The organism is Stenotrophomonas sp. WZN-1, from assembly GCF_002192255.1.
Taxonomy (GTDB): domain Bacteria; phylum Pseudomonadota; class Gammaproteobacteria; order Xanthomonadales; family Xanthomonadaceae; genus Stenotrophomonas.
This window is the reverse complement of the sequence record NZ_CP021768.1, coordinates 3,231,534-3,247,023: the sequence shown is the minus strand read 5'-3', so window position 1 is coordinate 3,247,023 and position 15,490 is coordinate 3,231,534. Positions and strand designations below refer to the sequence as shown.

Sequence of the window (15,490 nt, the reverse complement as noted above, 5' to 3'; positions counted from 1 at the left end):
AAGCCGACAGACCCATCGCTGTGGATCCACGCCATGCGTGGATGGTCTCTTCAGGCAGCATCACGCCATGCGCGGACGGGGTCAGAACCGCTCGTCGCTGCCCAGATAACGCCACTGCGCCGGCGGCAGCGGCCCCAGCGCCACGCGCCCGATACGCAGGCGGCGCACGGCCGTTACCTGCAGGCCGGCGGCGCTGACCGCCACACGCAGGCCCTTGGCCGTCAGGCCCTTGCCGGCGAAGCGCAGGCGCTGCTCGCTCTGCCAGCTGACCTTGGCGCCGCCCGATTCCTGCTGCAGCCGCGCCATCAGCCAGGGGCCACGCTCGGGACCGCCTTCGGCCACTTCGATCAGGTATTCCTGCTCGGTCCGGCCCAGGTTGCGCTGCAGGTGGGCCAGCGTGGCTGGATCCTGGCTGACCACCACCAGACCGCTGTCGCTGGCCGGAAGCGAGGCGGCCAGCTGCAGGCCGTGGAAGTGACGCTGCAGCGGGCGGATGTCGCTGGCATCAAGTTCGCTGCGGCTGTCACTGCTGACGAGGGCACACAGGGTTTCAGCGGCGGCACCGGCCGGCTTGTGCAGCAGCATGCTGACCCGCTCGGCCTTTTCATCGCTGGCCTGTTCGGCCACCACGATCACCGCGCTGTCATCGACCGGGCGCTGCGGCTGTTCCACCACGTCGCCGTTGACCGTGACCCAGCCGCCTTCGATGTAGCGTCGCGCTTCGCCGCGCGGGATGCCGAGCAGGGCGGACAGGCGTTTGTCGAGACGGATCGGTTCCATGGCAGGCAGGTCGGGCAGGGGGCGCGCAGTGTAGCTGCTGCGGCCGGTCAGCGCTGGCCGCGGTTGGCCAGCTCGGTCAGGTACAGGCGGGTATCGAACTCCAGCTGCAGGTAGTCCGGCTCCATGTGCTGGCACAGCTGGTAGAAGGCCTTGTTGTGGTCGGCCTCCTTCAGGTGGGCCAGCTCATGCACCACGATCATGCGCAGGAACGCCGCTGGCGCCTGGCGGAACACGGTGGCGATGCGGATCTCGCGGCTGGCCTTGAGGCGGCCGCCGTGCACGCGGGAAATGGCGGTATGGGTGCCCAGCGCGTGCTTGATCACTTCCAGCGTGTTGTCGTAGCAGACCTTGTTGAGCGGCACCGACTTGCGCAGGTAGCGGTCCTTCAGGTCCTGCGTGTAGTCGTACAGCTGGCGGTCGCTGCGCACCTCGTGCAGGTCCGGGTAGCGCTGTTGCAGCCAGGGGCCAAGCTTGCCCTGCGCCAGCAGTTCGCTGACCTGGGCGACCAGGGGTTCGGGGTAGCCGGTGAGGTACTTCAGGACTGCCATGCAGGGGCGGCGGGGCGTCGGTAGAATGGGGACATCCAAGATTACACGCGGTACGCACCGACCATGGCAAAGCCCAACGCGCTGCAGGAACAATTGCTCAAGGCCGGCCTGGCCAAGAAGTCGCAGGCCAGCGCCGCCGCGCGCGAGCAGGCCAAGGCCCGCCAGGGCAAGGCCGAATCGACCTCGGCCGAGGTCCAGCGCGAGGCTGAACGCGCCCGCGCCGAGAAGGTCGAGCGCGACCGTGCGCTGGCCGCCGAACGCAACGCCCAGGCCAGGCAGGCTGAACAGAAGGCCCAGGCCAGGCAGATCATCACGGCCCATGCCGTACCCCACAAGGGCGACGACGAGTACCGCTTCAGCGACGGCGCGGCGATCCGGACCCTGCTGATCGACCCCAAGCTGCGCAAGGCGCTGTCGGTGGGCGTCCTGGTCATCGTTGCCCATGGCGAGGGCTACGCTCTGCTGCCGCGTGCTGCCGCCGAAAAGGTGCGTGAGCGCGCTCCGGAGGCGATCATCGTCGATCACGGCCAGCCGGGCTCGACCGCCGAGATCTCCACCGGCAACGCCGAGGACGACGCCTATTACGCGCAGTTCCAGGTGCCGGACGACCTGGTCTGGTAAGCAAAAAGGGGACGGAGGGGATTAAGCCGTAATCGGCCTGATCGGATCCGTCCATTTTACTGCTCGGCTTGCTGAAGGCCCGCCGGGCATGGCTCGGCCCGTCACGGGTCTGCTCCTTTGTGCGCGGGTGTATCGTCCCCATATCAGGCGACACACCTGCGGAGGATGGCCATGGCCACCGGTTGGGCGGGAGACGGCGCGGTCCAGGACCAGATCGACGCCACCGTCGACGATGCGATCGCCCGCGCGCGGCGCCAACTGCGCGAGGGCCCGGGTCTGGAACACTGTGAGGAATGCGACGCGCCGATCCCGTTGGCGCGGCGCCAGGCCGTGCCTGGGGTTCGGCTGTGCGTGGCGTGCCAGCAGGCGCATGACGACGAAGAGCAGGCGCATGCCGGCTACAACCGGCGTGGCAGCAAGGACAGCCAGTTGAGGTAAAGGTTGTTCGGCAGGGCTGCGCCCTGCACCTGCAGATGCTTCAAGCCAAGGCAACATCAACAGCAAAAGCTGGCGTTCCGTGGGGTGGCGGGGCGGTGTCGGAGTGCGGGGACGCCGCAAGTACGTCCTTGTAGGCTTGGCAGCCGCATCCATGCGGCTGACACCCCGCAATCCGACACCGCCCCGCCTCTGACAGATTTCCGCGGCTGTTGGTAGGTGTCGACCTTGGTCGACACATCTGTCAGATATCGAATGAGTCATCCACGCATGGCGTGGATCTACCGTGTCGACCCAGGTCGACACCCACCAGGGCAATGCATCCTTCCGGCAGATCGCGGCCATCTGTCGAAGGCGGGGTGGGTCCGGTTGAGGGGGCGTGAGCCGCATGGATGCGGCGACCGAGCCTACATGGACGTATTTACGGCGCCCCCCTCAACCGGACCCACCCCGCCATCCCACGGAATGCCCGTTTTTGACGTTGAAGTTGACGTTGCTTCGGCAGGTGCAGGGCGCAGCCCTGCCGAAAACCACTCTCAGCCGTCGCCCTGGATGCCGCCGGGGGCCTGCGCCGGGTCGCGCCAGCGGCGCACCGTGCGCTGGAAGAACAGGTTGTTCGGCAGCTGCAGCACCGTGCCTTCATGGCCGTCGCCGGTCTCCTGCAGGGTGGTGTAGATCAGGTTCACGTCGATCACCCGGCCCTTCAGGCCAGGCTTCTCGCCGTTCTCCAGCACCTCGATGTAGTCGTGCAGGCGGAACGGGCGGGTGGTGAAGATCAGCAGCGTGCAGAAGATGTTGGACAGCACGCTCCAGGCGGCGAAGAACGCCACCGCACCCACGGCCGCGAAGCCGGTGAACGCGGTCCACAGCACGGAGGGCTTCGCGCCGAGCAGACTGAGGATGTACAGCAGGGCGCTGAAATAGACCACGAAACTGGTGATCCGGCGCGCGCCCATCACCATCTCCGGCGGCAGCGTGTAGTGCTCGGCGAAGCGGCGGATCAGGCGGCGGGCGAGCACGCGCAGGAGCCACGCGACCAGAAGCACCACTACGATCTGCAGGGCGACGCCCGCGTAGTTCAACCACGGGTGGGTCCAGGCGGGCAGGTGATCCTTCAGCGACAACATCATGGGGCGACTACGGAGGGGGGAAACGGCCCTCGATGTTACCCGGCGCGTGCGGGGGATTCGACCGCCGGGGCCCAGGCCAGGCAGACCAGCTCCTGACGATGCTGCTGCAGGCAGGCGCGGCCGTTGTCGGGGCGCAGGTGCAACGACAGGCCCAGCGCCTGCAACAGGACGCAGGCAGTGATCACCAGCAGGGCGGCGCAGGATGGGCTGGACATGGCAGGACTCCTGGACGGCAGTTTCGCGAAGGACCTTCCATGGATGCAGCAACCATCAAAAAGGTTGCATGGCATCAATCATGGATGGGCTCTAAACCTTTTCCCGGGCCGCCGCATCCAAGCGATATGCTCGACACCACCATGCCCGCGCCGCCTGCCGCCCACGACCCTGTCGACGAACCCGCCCTGGTGCGGGCAGCGGCCGCCGGCGATACCGCGGCCTATGAGCTGCTGTACCGGCGCCATGCGCCGCGCGTGTTCGCCGTGTTGTGGCGCTTGTGCGGGGGCCAGCAGGCGCGTGCCGAAGATGCCTTGCAGGAAGCCTTCCTGCAGGCATGGAAGGCGCTGCCGGGGTTCCGCTTCGAGAGCAGCCTGTCGACCTGGCTGCATCGCCTGGGCGTCAACGCTGCGTTGATGGAACTGCGTGGGCGCGGAGCCGGGCAGGATCACGACAGTCTTGATGATGTGGACGGAGGACTGCAGGAACTGGCCGTACATGACCGCTGTGCCGGGACCGAACGCGACCTCGAACGGGCGCTGTCGACGCTGCCGCCGAGGGCGCGCGCGGTACTTGTGCTGCATGACATCGAAGGCTGGAAACACCAGGAAATCGCCGAGCAGCTGCAGATGGCCGTCGGCAGTTCCAAGGCACAGTTGCATCGTGCGCGCGGTCTGTTGCGCGCACGGCTGGGAGACATGACATGAGTACGCACGAACACGATTCCGACCACGATCTGGCGGCCCGACTGCGCGCGCTGCCATCCGAACGCAGCCTGCCCGCCGATGGCTGGGCGCGGTTGTCGGCGCAGCTGCCGCCGCGTGAACCACAAGCGGCGCCTGCGCCGACCGGCGACGTGGTGGCGCTGCCGGTGCGATCGCGCCGGCGCTGGTGGTTGCCGGTGGGGGCCGCACTGGCCGCAAGCCTGGCGCTCTACGCGGTGGTGCCGTGGCGCCATGCGCAGCCGGACGCGCCGGTGCCGTCTACCCTGCAGCTGCAGGCCGCGGCGATGACCGAGCAGTATCAGCAGGCAGTGGCCTCGTTGCCCGCGGGCCGGGCGCCGGAATGGCAGCCGGCGCTGCACGAACTCGATGAAAGCGCGGCACAGATCCAGGCCGCGCTGGCGCAGGATCCACGTGCGCCGCATCTGCTCGGCCAGCTCAAGCGCACCTATGCGCTGCGGCTGGAATTGACCCGGCAGGCGGCTTATGCCGCCGAATCCGGCCTGACGACCTGAGGAGACCCCTGATGACACGAACCCTGATGACCAGCTGCGCCGCGCTGTTGCTGCTGCCCGCGGTGGCCCTGGCTGACACCCGGATCGACGAGCGCCACAACCTGGCCGCCGGTGGCCGCATCGAACTGAGCAATGTGGCCGGCAAAGTGACCGTGCGTGGCTGGGACCGCAATGACGTGCAGCTCACCGGTACGCTCAGCGATGGCCTGCAGCTGCGCCAGGAGAAGAGTGCCAACCGCGTGCGCTGGGAGATCGAGTATCCGCGTCGCAACAACAACGGTGGCGCGACGCTGGTGCTGAACGTGCCGCGTTCGGTGGAACTGCTGCTGAGCACGGTCAGTGCCAGCCAGGACATCAGCGGCATCGATGTGCGCCGCCTGCAGGCCGACACCGTCAGCGGCAGCCTGAGCGCCTCCGGTCGCAGCGGCGACAGCAAGCTCAATACGGTCAGTGGCGGTGTCAGCGCGCGCCTGCAGACCCCGAAGCTGGACGTGAACACGGTCAGCGGCCGCATCGAAGCCGGTGGCGGCGTGTCCGGTGACATCGGTGCACAGACGGTATCCGGCCGGGTCGAGGTCGATGCCGGGCGGGTGCAGCGGCTGGCGGTGGAAACCGTATCGGGCAGCATCGATCTATCGGCGGCCGGGCTGGCGCCGGGGGGGCGTATCAACGTCGAATCGGTAAGTGCGTCGGTCAACCTGCGGTTGCCACGCTCGGTCTCGGCGCAGCTGTCGGTGAACAGCTTCAGCGGGTCGATCAACAGCGATGCCGGCCAGGTGGAGCGGCCGCGCTACGGCCCCGGCAGCCATCTCGATACACGGCTCGGCAGTGGCGACGGTGACATCCGCATCCAGTCGCATTCGGGCAGTGTCCGGGTGAGTCTGGATCGCTGAGCGCGATCCGGCAGGCCGCGGCGGCAGCGCCGCCGCGGTCGGAGCTGGGTCAGCTGGCTTTCTTCAGCGCCCAGGTGGTGCCGAGGACTTCGATCTTGCCACCGGCCTTGCGGAACGCTGCCAGGTCCGAAGCGATCGAATCGCTGCTGACCACGGTGCTGGCGGCCGCGCCCTTGCGTTCGCTGCGGATGCTGTTGCTGGCCTTCGCGGGGGTCTTTGCCTTGCGGGGCATGGTTGCTCCTGTCAGGTGGAAGGGGAGGAAAGCGCCCAGGCATCGGCCTGGCGCAGGTAGTCCTGCCGCTCGCGGCGGCAGTCATCGCCGCCCATCGAAAACTGGCGGCAGATCGCCGGGCGCTGCGAATAGATCGTGCAGCGCAGGTGATAGGGATCGATCGCCGCGCACCAGCCTTCCTCGTTGCGCGCCATCACGGCACGGCCGTGGGTGTCGCGTGACAGGAACTGGCCGGGCACGTGGTCGCCGGGCTGCAGCAGCACGGGTAACCGGCAACAGACCGCGTCACAACGGCGGCAGTCGATGGGTGCAGGTGCTGCGTCAGGTTGTAAGGCCTCAGGGGCCTGGCGGGTGCCCAAAGCGGGTCTCGATGGCGGCTCAGGTGCTGCGCGGACCATGAACGAGCCAGGAAGGCATGGCCGCTAGGCCCGCTGGGCGGGCCAGGCTGCACTGTGGACACACACCGGCGTGGCCGGTGGAAGGTGCAGCAGGGTTCTAGCCGACCAACAGTAACTTAGACCGCGTAACGTTTTGTTAATCCTGGCTGGCTGCCGCCAGCGCAAGGCCCTGGACCACGCCCAGCGAGGGCTCGCCGTGGACCATACGGGCGCCCGGGAAGGCGGCCGCTACCGCCTGGCGCAGGTAGCCTGCGCGGGACATGCCGCCGGTCAGGAACACCGCATCCGGGTCGCTGCCGATGTCGCTGCGGACCTGGGCCAGCAGCTCGCGGATCTGCTCCAGGTAGCCTTGGGCGGCGGCGGCCAGTCCATCGGCGCTGCTGTCGGCATGCAGGTCGCGGGCAATGTAGTCCAGCGTGCTGCGGTGCACGCTGGCAGCGCTGAGGGCGATCTTGGCGCGTTCAACGTCGCGGTACAGGCGGGCAGTGTTGCCGGTGTCCTGCAAGGCCTGCAGGCGGTCGCCCCAGGGCGCGTCCACATGGTCGTACTTGTGCAGGCGGAAGTCGCGCTGGCGGGTCATGTCCTGCACGGTGGCCGCTTCCACGTAATGATGGGCGGGCACGCGGGTGATGCCGCGGCCGAACAGCGGCATGTAGCTGGACAGGCTCAGCGCCAGGTCGATATCGGTACCGCCACGGGCGATACCCCAGGCGCGGTGGATGCGCGGGGCGTCGTCGCCGCCGACCTCGGCATGGGCGATGTCGGTGGTGCCGCCGCCTATATCGACGATCACCGCCTGGTGCCGCTCGCGGCTTTCGGCGTGGTAGTGCATGGCCGCCGCCGCAGGTTCTTCGAGGAAATCGATCTGGTCAAAGCCGGCCTGGGTGGCCGCCTCGCGCAGTATGTCCAGCGCCTGGTCGTTGCCTGCAGCGCCGATCGAGCTGCGGAACTGCACCGGTCGGCCAAGCAGGGCAGCGCGCAGCGGCTGGCCGAGCTGGGCGCTGGCGGTCAGGCGGATGTGCTCGAGGATGTGCGCGGCGATGCCAGTGATGGTCTGCTTCGCGCGCGGGTGCAGGTTGTAGCCGAGCATCGACTTCGGGCTCTGCACCAGGTTGCCTTCGTGTTCCTCGAAATAGGCTTCCAGCGCTTCGTCGCCGTAGACCGCGTTCTGCAGCAGGTCGTTGGCGCTGCGTTTCTTGCCGGCGCGGGCCTCCATCCATTCCCGGCGCAGCGCGCGCAGGGCTTCGCGGCGCAGCGCCTGCGGCGTGCGTTCCTGGCCGGCGGCACGCGCCGCGCGCGCGGCGCTGTCGATCATCTGCTGCAGTTGGTGTTCCTGGCCGTCGTCGAGCTGGAAGTCATCCGGGTCGGGCACCACGCCGGGGAAATACACGCTGGTGCGGAACTGCTCGGCGTCGCCGAAGCGGATCGGCAGCAGTTTCCCCTCATGCACGATGGCGGCGGCGGAGTTGCTGGTACCGAAGTCGATGCCGAGGCGCATGGGGAGTTCCGGGGGGGGCGATCAGGGGCCGCGCACTCTGCTGCAGTTCGCCGCCGACTGCAAGTTCCTGCGGCCTCCCGTTCCGGATCGGGGTTCCGGATCGGGTCATGCGGTTCGCCGGGCGCCTCCCGGAAAAGGGCAGGGGAGCCGGGCGGTTACAATGGTGGCTGTTGATTCACTTTGAGGTACTTGCTGATGTCTTCTGCCCCCGCCTGCCCGCAGTGCACCCTGGAAAACACCTATGCCGATGGCGCGCTGTGGATCTGCGCCGACTGCGGCTTCGAATGGACCGCCGAGGAAGGTGCCGGTTCGACCCTGGTCGTGCGTGACAGCAACGGCAACACCCTGCAGGCCGGCGACACCGTCACCGTGATCAAGGACCTGAAGGTGAAGGGCTCCTCGATCCCGCTCAAGCAGGGCACCGTGATCCGCAACATCCGCCTGGTCGAGGACGATGCGGAGCACATCGAAGGCAACTCGGACAAGATCAAGGGCCTGGTCCTGAAGACCTGCTTCCTCAAGAAGGCCTGACCGGCGTTCAGCGCCTGGCCTGCTGCTGCGCGCGCCAGCGGGCCAGGCTGTCCAGCTTGGCCTGGTAGCGCGCCTGCTGCGTTGCACCGCCCAGTTCCTGTGCACGCAGCAGTTCACGATCGGCGCGCTTGAGCTGGCCGGCCAGGAAATAGACCCGCGCCAGCCCGAAGTGGAACTGGTGCGCGGTGTCGTACAGGCGCACGGCCTGCCGGTAATAGCGGATCGCCTGCTCCAGTTGGCCGGCGCGTTCGGCCTCGGCGCCGAACATGTACTGCGCGAACGGGTCTTCGCGCTGCACCGACTGCAACCGCTGCTCCAGTGCCTGCGCCTGCGCGACCATGCCCAGCTTGCGGTAGAGGGCGCTGGCGTTGGTCAGTGCAGCGTCCTGGCGGCCGTCCAGCCGCAGTGCCGTTTCCAATGCCCGGCGCGCAGCGACGGCATCGCCCTTGCGGTTTTCCAGCACGCCCAGATTGTTCCAGGTGGCCGCGAAGCTGTTGTCCTGCGCCAGTGCGGCATTGAAGAAGGTGCGCGCGCCCACCAGATCGCCGCTGGCCATGCGCTCGGCGCCGCGGTTGTTGTAGAAGTGTGCCAATGCCCGTGCCTGGCTGATCGGCAGCGGCCCGCGGCGGTCGTACAGCACGTTGCGATCCAGATCGACGGTGGCGAAGCGGCCGGCGAAGCCGACCCCGGCATTGACGTGGCCGACGCTGTAGACCAGGCCCTGGGCCTGGTCCTGGTACCACGACACCACCTGGCCGACTTCCTGCACGCGTGCCTGGATGCCGGCTTCGCGTGCCAGCGCGACGAACATCAGGGTGAAGGCCAGGCAGTTGGCACGTCGCTGCTGCCAGATTTCGCTGACGGTGAGGGTCGCGTCGGCGTCGTACTGCAGGTCCATGCCATGGCGGTCGAAGATCATCTCCACCAGCGCCTGCAGGCGCTGCTCACGCGAGTAGCTGCGGTTGATCACCTGCGTGCGCAGCATGTCGCGCATCGCCGGTGGAATCGCGAACACCTGCTGCGGCGTCGGCATCGTCGGTGCGGCGGTGCTGGCAACCACTGCGGGGGTTTCGGTCGTGACAGGGTTCAGTGCGATCGCGGACGGTGCCGCCAAGGCGGCCAGTGCGAGCAGAGCGGATCGGGCGGCAGGACGGTACATGACGGCTCCCGGCAGCGGCGGGCGCTCCCGCCTGAGGCGAGTGTAGACCTGTGCGCGCACCGCTGCAGCGACCGCTGGTCGGCCCGCGCGTTCATCCACAGCGGGTGTGGACCAGCGCTCGACAAAGCTGTGGACAACCGCGTTGCGGCCCCGTGCGAAGGGCGTTGTGAGGGTGTGGTGAAAAAACCGCCAGCTTGCCCGTCACCGGCGCAGGCAGGATGATCCGGGCATGGACTTCTCCCCGCTGACGCTCGCTCCGGCGCAGTGGCAGGCGCTGCAGGACAGCTATGCGACGCCGCCACGTGCCTACCATCACTTCGGCCACGTACGCGCGGTGCTGCAGCACTGCCAGGAGGTTGCCGACGGCCCTGGCTGGCAGCAACCGGCTGAGGTCTACCTGGCCGTGCTCTATCACGATGCGATCTACGTGGCGGGGCGAAAGGACAACGAGGCGCGTTCCGCGCAGCTGGCCCTGCAGGCGATCGCACAGGCGCCGGAACTCGCCGCAGTCGATGCGGCCCGGGTCGAGCAGCTGATCCTGCTGACCGCTCGCCATGGCGAGCTCGGCCCGGACGATGTCGATGCCGAGGCAGCGCTGTTCATGGACTGCGACATGGCGATCCTGGCCGCGCCGGAACCAGTGTTCACCGCCTATGACCGTGGCGTGGCCGAGGAGTACAAGGGCGTGGTGCCGGGCTTCCTGTATCGCGCTGGCCGCCGCCGTTTCCTGCAGGGTCTGCTGCGCGCACCGCGCATCTTCCTCAGCGGATTCTTCCACCAGCGCCTCGACGCTGCCGCGCGCGACAACCTGCGCCGGCAGCTGGGCCGCTGAGCCAGCCCGGTACACTGGGGCCCGTTTCCACCGCCGCTTCCAATCGTGTCCGTCCCTGATCCCGATCCCCGTCCGATGCCGCCGGAAGAGCCCGGTCCCAACGAATGCTGCGGCAGCGGGTGCCCGCTGTGCGTGCTGGATCTGTATGCCGATGAGCTGCAGCGCTATCGCAAGGCGTTGGCCGAATGGCAGGCGCGGCACCCGGAGGCGTCCGCATGAGCCGCGCGCGTCCGGCGGCGCTGCTGGCGCTGGTGGCGCTGCTGCTGTTCGTGGCCACCGCGCTGTGGACCCAGTTCGCGCGCACCGATCTGGATTGGGTGCGGGCCACGCTCAGCCTCTACCTGCACGGGCCGTGGGGGCTGGCGTTGCGCGCGGCCTACTGCCTGCTGGCACTGGCGATCGCCCTGCTCGGCATCGCCCTCTATCGCGGCAGCATCGGCCCGCGGCGCAGCGCGGCGGCGCCGCTGCTGTTCACGGTTTCGGCGCTGGGCCTGGCGACGGTCGCCATTGGTGACAGCTGGCTGCCCGAAGCCACGCCGCTGCTGGCACCGTTCATCCATGGGCTGGCGGCCAACACCGCGTTCCTGTGCGCCAGCGTCGGCATGCTGCTGCAGGCCTGGTACCTGCGCCGCGAACCGGGCTGGCAGTCCGCCGCCGGCCTACTCTGGGGCTGGGCCTGGCTGGCCTTCGTGCTGTTGTGGCTGCACGTACTGTGGCGTGGCGGCCCGCCGCGCGGGCTGGGGCAGAAAGTCGTGATCGTGGTGATCGTGGGCTGGCTGCTGTATCTGGCGCTGGCGCTGTATCGGCGCAGTCGTCGCGCCGCGGCCTGCTGAAACCCCAACGGCCTGCACCGGTACGTGCCGTGTACGGGGAGGCAGCGTATCGTGTGCGTATTCCATCGGGGCTGCGATATGAAGCGTGCAGGGCTGGGCAGGGCAATGGGTGTGGTGCTGGCGCTGGCCGCACTGCCGGCAACAGCGGCAGCGGCAGCGGCCGTGCAGCAGTTCAGCCACGGGCGGTTCGAACAGATTCCGGTGCACATGCCGTCGGGAACGCCGCAGCGGGTGGTGATCTGGTTCCACGAACCCAGCGCCGGTGGCGATACCAGCCGTCTGCCGATCGAGGCCCTGCGTGCCGATGGCGCGATGGTCGCAGCCGTGGACATCGCGCACCTGCGCGGGGTGCTCAAGCGCGAGGGTGATCCGACCTGTTCGTTCGGTTCCGGTGACGTCGAGAACTTCTCGCGCTGGTTGCAGGCCTCCCTGCATCTGCCCGGCTACCACCTGCCGCTGGTCGGCGGTGATGGTGAAGGCGCCGAACTGGCCTATTCGCTGGCCGCGCAGGCCGATACCCAGGTGTTCGCCGGCCTGCTGACCACCGGCTTCTGCCCGGGCCACAGCCACGAGCGCATGGTCTGCGGCGATGGCGTGAAGCACAACACGCTCCAGCCCGCCGAACTGAACTTCCCATGGTTGAGTGCGGCCGGTGACCACGGCTGCAAGGTGAGCGAGGCCAGCCGGTTCGTGCAGAAGGTGGCGATGGCGCGCGAGTTCAAGCGCACCACGCGCGGTGATGCGTCACCGGGCCTGGTGGCTGCGGCACGGGTGATCGGGGCGCAGGCCGGCGTCAGCCTGGCACCGCCGCCTGCTGCACTGAAGGGTCTGCCCGTGGTGGAAATGCCGGCGACCGGCAGCGGCGATACGCTGGCCGTGTTCGTTTCCGGAGACGGTGGCTGGGCCGGCCTGGACAAGGACGTGGCGTCGTCGCTCAACGAGCATGGCGTGGCGGTGGTCGGCATCGACTCGCTGCGTTACTTCTGGAGCGAGCGCACACCGAAGGGCTTCGCTGCTGACCTGCAGAAGATCATCGACCACTACCGCCAGCAGTGGCACCGCGACAAGGTGATGCTGATCGGTTTCTCGCAGGGCGCCGACGTGCTGCCGGCCACCATCAACCAGCTCGACGCCGGCACCCGTGAGGCGCTGGAGCGCATCGTGCTGCTGTCGGTGGGCAGGAAGGCCGACTTCGAATTCCATGTCAGCAACTGGCTGGGCGGTGGCGGCGACGGCCTGCCGATCGCGCCGGAAGTGGCCAGGCTGCCGGCGGAAAAAACGCTGTGCGTGTACGGCGACAAGGATGAGGACGCGCTGTGCCCGGATCTGCCGGCCAATGACGGCGTGAGGAAGGTTAAGTTGCCGGGTGACCACCATTTCGGTGGGGACTACGATCGCCTGGCCGAAGTGATCCTGAAGGGCGGGGCGTGAAGCGGAGAGCGTGCGAACCAACGGTTCGCACCCACCAGAACGAGCCGCGGTAGCGCCGGGCCATGCCCGGCGGATCGCGGCCTCAATCGCGCCGAGGGTCCAGCGAAATCAGGCGCGTGGCATCGAGCAGCGCCGCTGGCAGGTGCATGCCGCCCGGCGCGGCCAGGTAACGCGGCCGCCACTGCGGGTCGAACTTCGACTTGAAGCGGCGCAGGCCACTGAACCCGTAGAAGCGTTCGCCGTGCCGGGCCAGCAGGCCGGCCAGGCGGTTCCAGCGGCCGGCCAGGCGATGCTGTGCCAGCCCGGACAGTGGCGCCATGCCCAGCGAGAAGCGTGCATAGCCCTGTGCGCGGCCCCACAGGAACAGCTCGATGAAGAGGAAGTCCATCGTGCCCTTCGGCGCTTCGTTGACGTGGCGCATCAGGTCGACCGACAGCTCGGCACCGGCCGGTGCCTGCCACAGGTTGGCGAACGCCACGATCTGGCCCTCGGCCTCGACCAGCGCCACCGGGAAGCGCACCAGGTAATCCGGGTCGTAGCTGCCGAGCGAGAAGCCCTTCTCGTCGCCGGCCTTGTCTTCCAGCCATGCATTGGAAATTGCGTGCAGGCGCGGCAGCAGGCTGGGAATTTCTTCCACCGATGCCACGCGGAAGGACAGGCCACCGCGCTTGCCGCGGTTCCAGGCCTGGCGCAGATCGGCGCGTTCGCGGCCTTCCAGGCCGAAGTCGTGCAGCGGCACCATCGCTTCTTCGCCCAGCTTGACCAGGCCCAGGCCGAGGTCGAGATAGGTCTGCCAGTACGTCTCGCCGACCTGGTAGAAGACCGGACGCAGGCCGAGGCGGTCGGCTTCCTCGCGGAAGCGCCAGATCAATGCACGGGCGACGTCCGGCGGGCCGACCGGATCGCCCATTGCGATCAGCGAACCGCCATAGCGCTGCATCATCACGAAGCCCTGTTTCGCATCATCGCGCAGCACCGCCTTGTCGGCGGTCAGCACCAGGCAGGCCTGGGTGTCGGTGGCACCGGCCAGTACCGGCGCCAGCGATTGCAGCGTGGCCTCGTCGGCGGCCGGCAGTGGGCTGCGCGTGCTGTGCAGCAACCGCGCAAGGCCGAACATTACCAGCGCGATGGCCACCACCAGCAACGCACGCAACGCGCGCGGTGCGTTGCCGGACACCGCGAACTGCCACCACAGTTCATTCTGGTATTCGACATGGCTGTAGGTGAAGAACAGCAGCCAGGTCACCGCCACCAGCACCAGGCCCAGGTTGCGCAGCCACGGCCACGACCAGGCTTCATCCAGCAGCGCGCCCTGGCGGTAAAACTCACGGCGCGCGGCCCACAGCGCCATTGCCACCAGCACTGCCGAGACGGCGATCAACGGTTGGCCACCGCGCAGCCACAGCGGCAGCGGGGTGACCACGCACACGGCCATCGCCAGCATCCACGCCGCGTGGCTGCGCCGGGCCAGGCCCTGGCCGATCAGCAGCAGCGCGACGCCACCGAGGCTGCCGATCAGGTGTGAGGTTTCCAGGATCGGCAGCGAGGCGTTCACCAGGTGGCGGCGCGGCGTCGGCAGTGTGCCGTCGATCACCAGCGCGGCGCCGATGCTGAATACCGCCAGCGCGATGATCTGCGGCAGCCATGGGCGCAGCGCATTCCAGCCGGCGCGGGTTGCGCCGGCGCTGGCCTGCAGCGGCTGGCGCAGGGCAGGCGCGAGGGCGAGCAGGGTGGCCAGCACCAGTGGCAGCACGTAGTAGGTAACGCGGTAGATCAGCGCCGCCGCCAGCACCGCCGCCGGTGCCACCTGTGGCAGCAGCTTCAGCAGGCTCCATTCGAACACGCCCAGGCCGGCCGGCACGGTCGAGACCAGTCCGGCCAGCACCGCCACCAGGTACAGGCCGACGAAGCCGGGCAGGCCGGTCGGCGTGGAGTCCGGCAGCAGCACGTAGAACGCGGCACTGGCCAGCACCAGCTCGATCACGCTGAGCACGGTGACGCCGATCATGGTGCGGCGGTCGGGCAGCCACAACGCATGGCCGAACACGCTGAACTGCCGTCCATCGCGGCCGACCAGCAGCACGGTACCCAGATAGGCGAGCAGGGCGACGATGCCGACGATGCGCACGGCATCGGGATTCAATGGCAATGCCAACGCCGCTGCCGCCGGTTCCATGCACAGTGCCACGCTGATCAGCAGCCACGCACCGAACACGAATCCGAGCGTGCTCATCAGCACCACCTGGCCGATCTGCGCCAGATCGAGGCCGGCACTGCGGTAGCCGCGCAGGCGCACTGCGCCACCGGTCAGCGCGGCAAAGCCCACGGTCTGGCCCAGCGTATGCGCAAGGAAGGCGGTGATGCCGATGCGCGCCGGATGCACGCGGATGCCGCTGCGTCGCAGGCCGATGGCATCAAAGCCGATCAGGCAGGCGTAGCTGGCCAGGCCGAGCACCACGGTGAGCGCGATCTGCATGCCGCTGAGCTGGCGGAACGCCTGGCGGATGGCACGGTAGCCGTGCTCATCGAATTCACTGGCCAGGCCATGCAAGGCCAGCGAGAGGATCAGCAGGGGAATGACAATGGTGAGGACCCGCTTCCATGCCGGGGTGGAGGAAGCGGCGGCGGGGTCGGTGGCTGGGGTCATCGGCGCAAGGGTGCGTCAGGAGGGGCGAGTGCGGTGTCAACGTGGGCGTGGCGCATCGTGCGCCTGTCGCCG

General features: G+C 68.4%; 19 protein-coding genes. 10 read left to right on the top strand and 9 right to left on the bottom strand.

Annotated elements, in window-relative coordinates:
- Nucleotides 1–81: 81 nt before the first annotated feature.
- Both CCR98_RS15345 and CCR98_RS15340 read right to left on the bottom strand, forming a co-directional pair.
- Nucleotides 82–780, bottom strand: a complete 699-nt coding sequence (locus CCR98_RS15345; RefSeq protein WP_087923277.1) for an RNA pseudouridine synthase — start codon at nt 778–780, stop codon at nt 82–84.
- Between the two features lie 47 nt (nt 781–827).
- On the bottom strand, nt 828–1,328 hold the full coding sequence (locus CCR98_RS15340; protein WP_087923276.1) for a M48 family metallopeptidase: 501 nt from the start codon (nt 1,326–1,328) through the stop codon (nt 828–830).
- Between the two features lie 63 nt (nt 1,329–1,391).
- Here CCR98_RS15340 and CCR98_RS15335 point away from each other — a divergent pair, with 63 nt between their 5' ends.
- Together CCR98_RS15335 and CCR98_RS15330 are read left to right on the top strand one after the other, a co-directional pair.
- Nucleotides 1,392–1,949, top strand: a complete 558-nt coding sequence (locus CCR98_RS15335) for a DUF2058 domain-containing protein (protein ID WP_014647975.1) — start codon at nt 1,392–1,394, stop codon at nt 1,947–1,949.
- Between the two features lie 171 nt (nt 1,950–2,120).
- Nucleotides 2,121–2,387 carry a DksA/TraR family C4-type zinc finger protein gene (locus CCR98_RS15330; protein WP_010482865.1) on the top strand — a complete coding sequence of 89 codons (267 nt, stop codon included), beginning with the start codon at nt 2,121–2,123 and terminating at the stop codon, nt 2,385–2,387.
- Between the two features lie 533 nt (nt 2,388–2,920).
- Here CCR98_RS15330 and CCR98_RS15325 read toward each other — a convergent pair.
- Both CCR98_RS15325 and CCR98_RS15320 read right to left on the bottom strand, forming a co-directional pair.
- On the bottom strand, nt 2,921–3,514 hold the full coding sequence (locus CCR98_RS15325) for a mechanosensitive ion channel family protein (RefSeq protein ID WP_087923275.1): 594 nt from the start codon (nt 3,512–3,514) through the stop codon (nt 2,921–2,923).
- A 35-nt stretch (nt 3,515–3,549) separates the two neighbouring features.
- The gene (locus tag CCR98_RS15320) at nt 3,550–3,729 is read right to left on the bottom strand and encodes a hypothetical protein (protein WP_087923274.1); all 180 of its coding nucleotides are present in this window, start codon (nt 3,727–3,729) and stop codon (nt 3,550–3,552) included.
- A gap of 126 nt (nt 3,730–3,855) precedes the next feature.
- Between CCR98_RS15320 and CCR98_RS15315 the strand changes: the two genes are divergently transcribed.
- From CCR98_RS15315 to CCR98_RS15305, 3 genes are read left to right on the top strand one after another with little or no spacing between them, the layout of a single operon-like run.
- Nucleotides 3,856–4,434: a sigma-70 family RNA polymerase sigma factor gene (locus tag CCR98_RS15315; protein WP_087923273.1), complete on the top strand. Its 579-nt coding sequence runs from the start codon at nt 3,856–3,858 to the stop codon at nt 4,432–4,434.
- On the top strand, nt 4,431–4,964 hold the full coding sequence (locus CCR98_RS15310) for a hypothetical protein (protein ID WP_087923272.1): 534 nt from the start codon (nt 4,431–4,433) through the stop codon (nt 4,962–4,964). Before CCR98_RS15315 ends, CCR98_RS15310 begins: the two co-directional genes overlap by 4 nt.
- A gap of 11 nt (nt 4,965–4,975) precedes the next feature.
- Nucleotides 4,976–5,857, top strand: coding sequence for a DUF4097 family beta strand repeat-containing protein (locus CCR98_RS15305; protein ID WP_087923271.1), 882 nt, complete (start codon nt 4,976–4,978; stop codon nt 5,855–5,857).
- 49 nt (nt 5,858–5,906) lie between these two features.
- Here CCR98_RS15305 and CCR98_RS15300 read toward each other — a convergent pair whose 3' ends face one another.
- The 3 genes from CCR98_RS15300 to CCR98_RS15290 all read right to left on the bottom strand — a co-directional run bounded on the left by CCR98_RS15300 (nt 5,907) and on the right by CCR98_RS15290 (nt 7,985).
- Nucleotides 5,907–6,089 (bottom strand): hypothetical protein, encoded by a 183-nt coding sequence (locus CCR98_RS15300; protein WP_005410566.1) that lies wholly within the window; start codon nt 6,087–6,089, stop codon nt 5,907–5,909.
- An 11-nt stretch (nt 6,090–6,100) separates the two neighbouring features.
- A complete protein-coding gene (locus CCR98_RS15295; protein WP_053462562.1) occupies nt 6,101–6,394 on the bottom strand; it encodes a YkgJ family cysteine cluster protein in 294 nt (97 codons plus the stop codon).
- A gap of 229 nt (nt 6,395–6,623) precedes the next feature.
- Nucleotides 6,624–7,985, bottom strand: a complete 1,362-nt coding sequence (locus tag CCR98_RS15290; protein WP_087923270.1) for an Hsp70 family protein — start codon at nt 7,983–7,985, stop codon at nt 6,624–6,626.
- A gap of 195 nt (nt 7,986–8,180) precedes the next feature.
- On the opposite strand from CCR98_RS15290, the gene CCR98_RS15285 reads away from it, so the two are divergent.
- Nucleotides 8,181–8,516: a zinc ribbon domain-containing protein YjdM gene (locus tag CCR98_RS15285; RefSeq protein WP_014038055.1), complete on the top strand. Its 336-nt coding sequence runs from the start codon at nt 8,181–8,183 to the stop codon at nt 8,514–8,516.
- A 7-nt stretch (nt 8,517–8,523) separates the two neighbouring features.
- Here CCR98_RS15285 and CCR98_RS15280 read toward each other — a convergent pair whose 3' ends face one another.
- The gene (locus CCR98_RS15280) at nt 8,524–9,675 is read right to left on the bottom strand and encodes a transglutaminase domain-containing protein (RefSeq protein ID WP_087923269.1); all 1,152 of its coding nucleotides are present in this window, start codon (nt 9,673–9,675) and stop codon (nt 8,524–8,526) included.
- Nucleotides 9,676–9,904: 229 nt separating this feature from the next.
- Here CCR98_RS15280 and CCR98_RS15275 point away from each other — a divergent pair, with 229 nt between their 5' ends.
- The 4 genes from CCR98_RS15275 (at nt 9,905) to CCR98_RS15260 (ending at nt 12,771) form a co-directional block, all read left to right on the top strand.
- Nucleotides 9,905–10,507, top strand: coding sequence for a hypothetical protein (locus CCR98_RS15275; protein ID WP_087923268.1), 603 nt, complete (start codon nt 9,905–9,907; stop codon nt 10,505–10,507).
- A gap of 75 nt (nt 10,508–10,582) precedes the next feature.
- Nucleotides 10,583–10,726 (top strand): oxidoreductase-like domain-containing protein, encoded by a 144-nt coding sequence (locus CCR98_RS15270; RefSeq protein ID WP_087923267.1) that lies wholly within the window; start codon nt 10,583–10,585, stop codon nt 10,724–10,726.
- Nucleotides 10,723–11,340 (top strand): DUF998 domain-containing protein, encoded by a 618-nt coding sequence (locus tag CCR98_RS15265; protein WP_087923266.1) that lies wholly within the window; start codon nt 10,723–10,725, stop codon nt 11,338–11,340. Before CCR98_RS15270 ends, CCR98_RS15265 begins: the two co-directional genes overlap by 4 nt.
- Nucleotides 11,341–11,418: 78 nt before the next feature.
- Nucleotides 11,419–12,771, top strand: coding sequence for a virulence factor family protein (locus CCR98_RS15260; RefSeq protein WP_198361025.1), 1,353 nt, complete (start codon nt 11,419–11,421; stop codon nt 12,769–12,771).
- Between the two features lie 82 nt (nt 12,772–12,853).
- On the opposite strand, the gene mprF is transcribed toward CCR98_RS15260, so the two are convergent.
- Nucleotides 12,854–15,418: a bifunctional lysylphosphatidylglycerol flippase/synthetase MprF gene (gene mprF / locus CCR98_RS15255; protein ID WP_087923264.1), complete on the bottom strand. Its 2,565-nt coding sequence runs from the start codon at nt 15,416–15,418 to the stop codon at nt 12,854–12,856.
- Between the last annotated feature and the right edge of the window lie 72 nt (nt 15,419–15,490).

Coding starts and splice junctions, on each gene's coding strand:
- CCR98_RS15300 (WP_005410566.1), bottom strand. CDS start 6,089: ATGCCCCGCAAGGCAAAGACCCCCGCGAAGGCCAGCAACAGCATCCGC.
- mprF (WP_087923264.1), bottom strand. CDS start 15,418: ATGACCCCAGCCACCGACCCCGCCGCCGCTTCCTCCACCCCGGCATGG.
- CCR98_RS15265 (WP_087923266.1), top strand. CDS start 10,723: ATGAGCCGCGCGCGTCCGGCGGCGCTGCTGGCGCTGGTGGCGCTGCTG.
- CCR98_RS15330 (WP_010482865.1), top strand. CDS start 2,121: ATGGCCACCGGTTGGGCGGGAGACGGCGCGGTCCAGGACCAGATCGAC.
- CCR98_RS15320 (WP_087923274.1), bottom strand. CDS start 3,729: ATGTCCAGCCCATCCTGCGCCGCCCTGCTGGTGATCACTGCCTGCGTC.
- CCR98_RS15285 (WP_014038055.1), top strand. CDS start 8,181: ATGTCTTCTGCCCCCGCCTGCCCGCAGTGCACCCTGGAAAACACCTAT.
- CCR98_RS15305 (WP_087923271.1), top strand. CDS start 4,976: ATGACACGAACCCTGATGACCAGCTGCGCCGCGCTGTTGCTGCTGCCC.
- CCR98_RS15310 (WP_087923272.1), top strand. CDS start 4,431: ATGAGTACGCACGAACACGATTCCGACCACGATCTGGCGGCCCGACTG.
- CCR98_RS15315 (WP_087923273.1), top strand. CDS start 3,856: ATGCTCGACACCACCATGCCCGCGCCGCCTGCCGCCCACGACCCTGTC.
- CCR98_RS15290 (WP_087923270.1), bottom strand. CDS start 7,985: ATGCGCCTCGGCATCGACTTCGGTACCAGCAACTCCGCCGCCGCCATC.
- CCR98_RS15260 (WP_198361025.1), top strand. CDS start 11,419: ATGAAGCGTGCAGGGCTGGGCAGGGCAATGGGTGTGGTGCTGGCGCTG.
- CCR98_RS15270 (WP_087923267.1), top strand. CDS start 10,583: ATGCCGCCGGAAGAGCCCGGTCCCAACGAATGCTGCGGCAGCGGGTGC.
- CCR98_RS15275 (WP_087923268.1), top strand. CDS start 9,905: ATGGACTTCTCCCCGCTGACGCTCGCTCCGGCGCAGTGGCAGGCGCTG.
- CCR98_RS15340 (WP_087923276.1), bottom strand. CDS start 1,328: ATGGCAGTCCTGAAGTACCTCACCGGCTACCCCGAACCCCTGGTCGCC.
- CCR98_RS15280 (WP_087923269.1), bottom strand. CDS start 9,675: ATGTACCGTCCTGCCGCCCGATCCGCTCTGCTCGCACTGGCCGCCTTG.
- CCR98_RS15325 (WP_087923275.1), bottom strand. CDS start 3,514: ATGATGTTGTCGCTGAAGGATCACCTGCCCGCCTGGACCCACCCGTGG.
- CCR98_RS15335 (WP_014647975.1), top strand. CDS start 1,392: ATGGCAAAGCCCAACGCGCTGCAGGAACAATTGCTCAAGGCCGGCCTG.
- CCR98_RS15345 (WP_087923277.1), bottom strand. CDS start 780: ATGGAACCGATCCGTCTCGACAAACGCCTGTCCGCCCTGCTCGGCATC.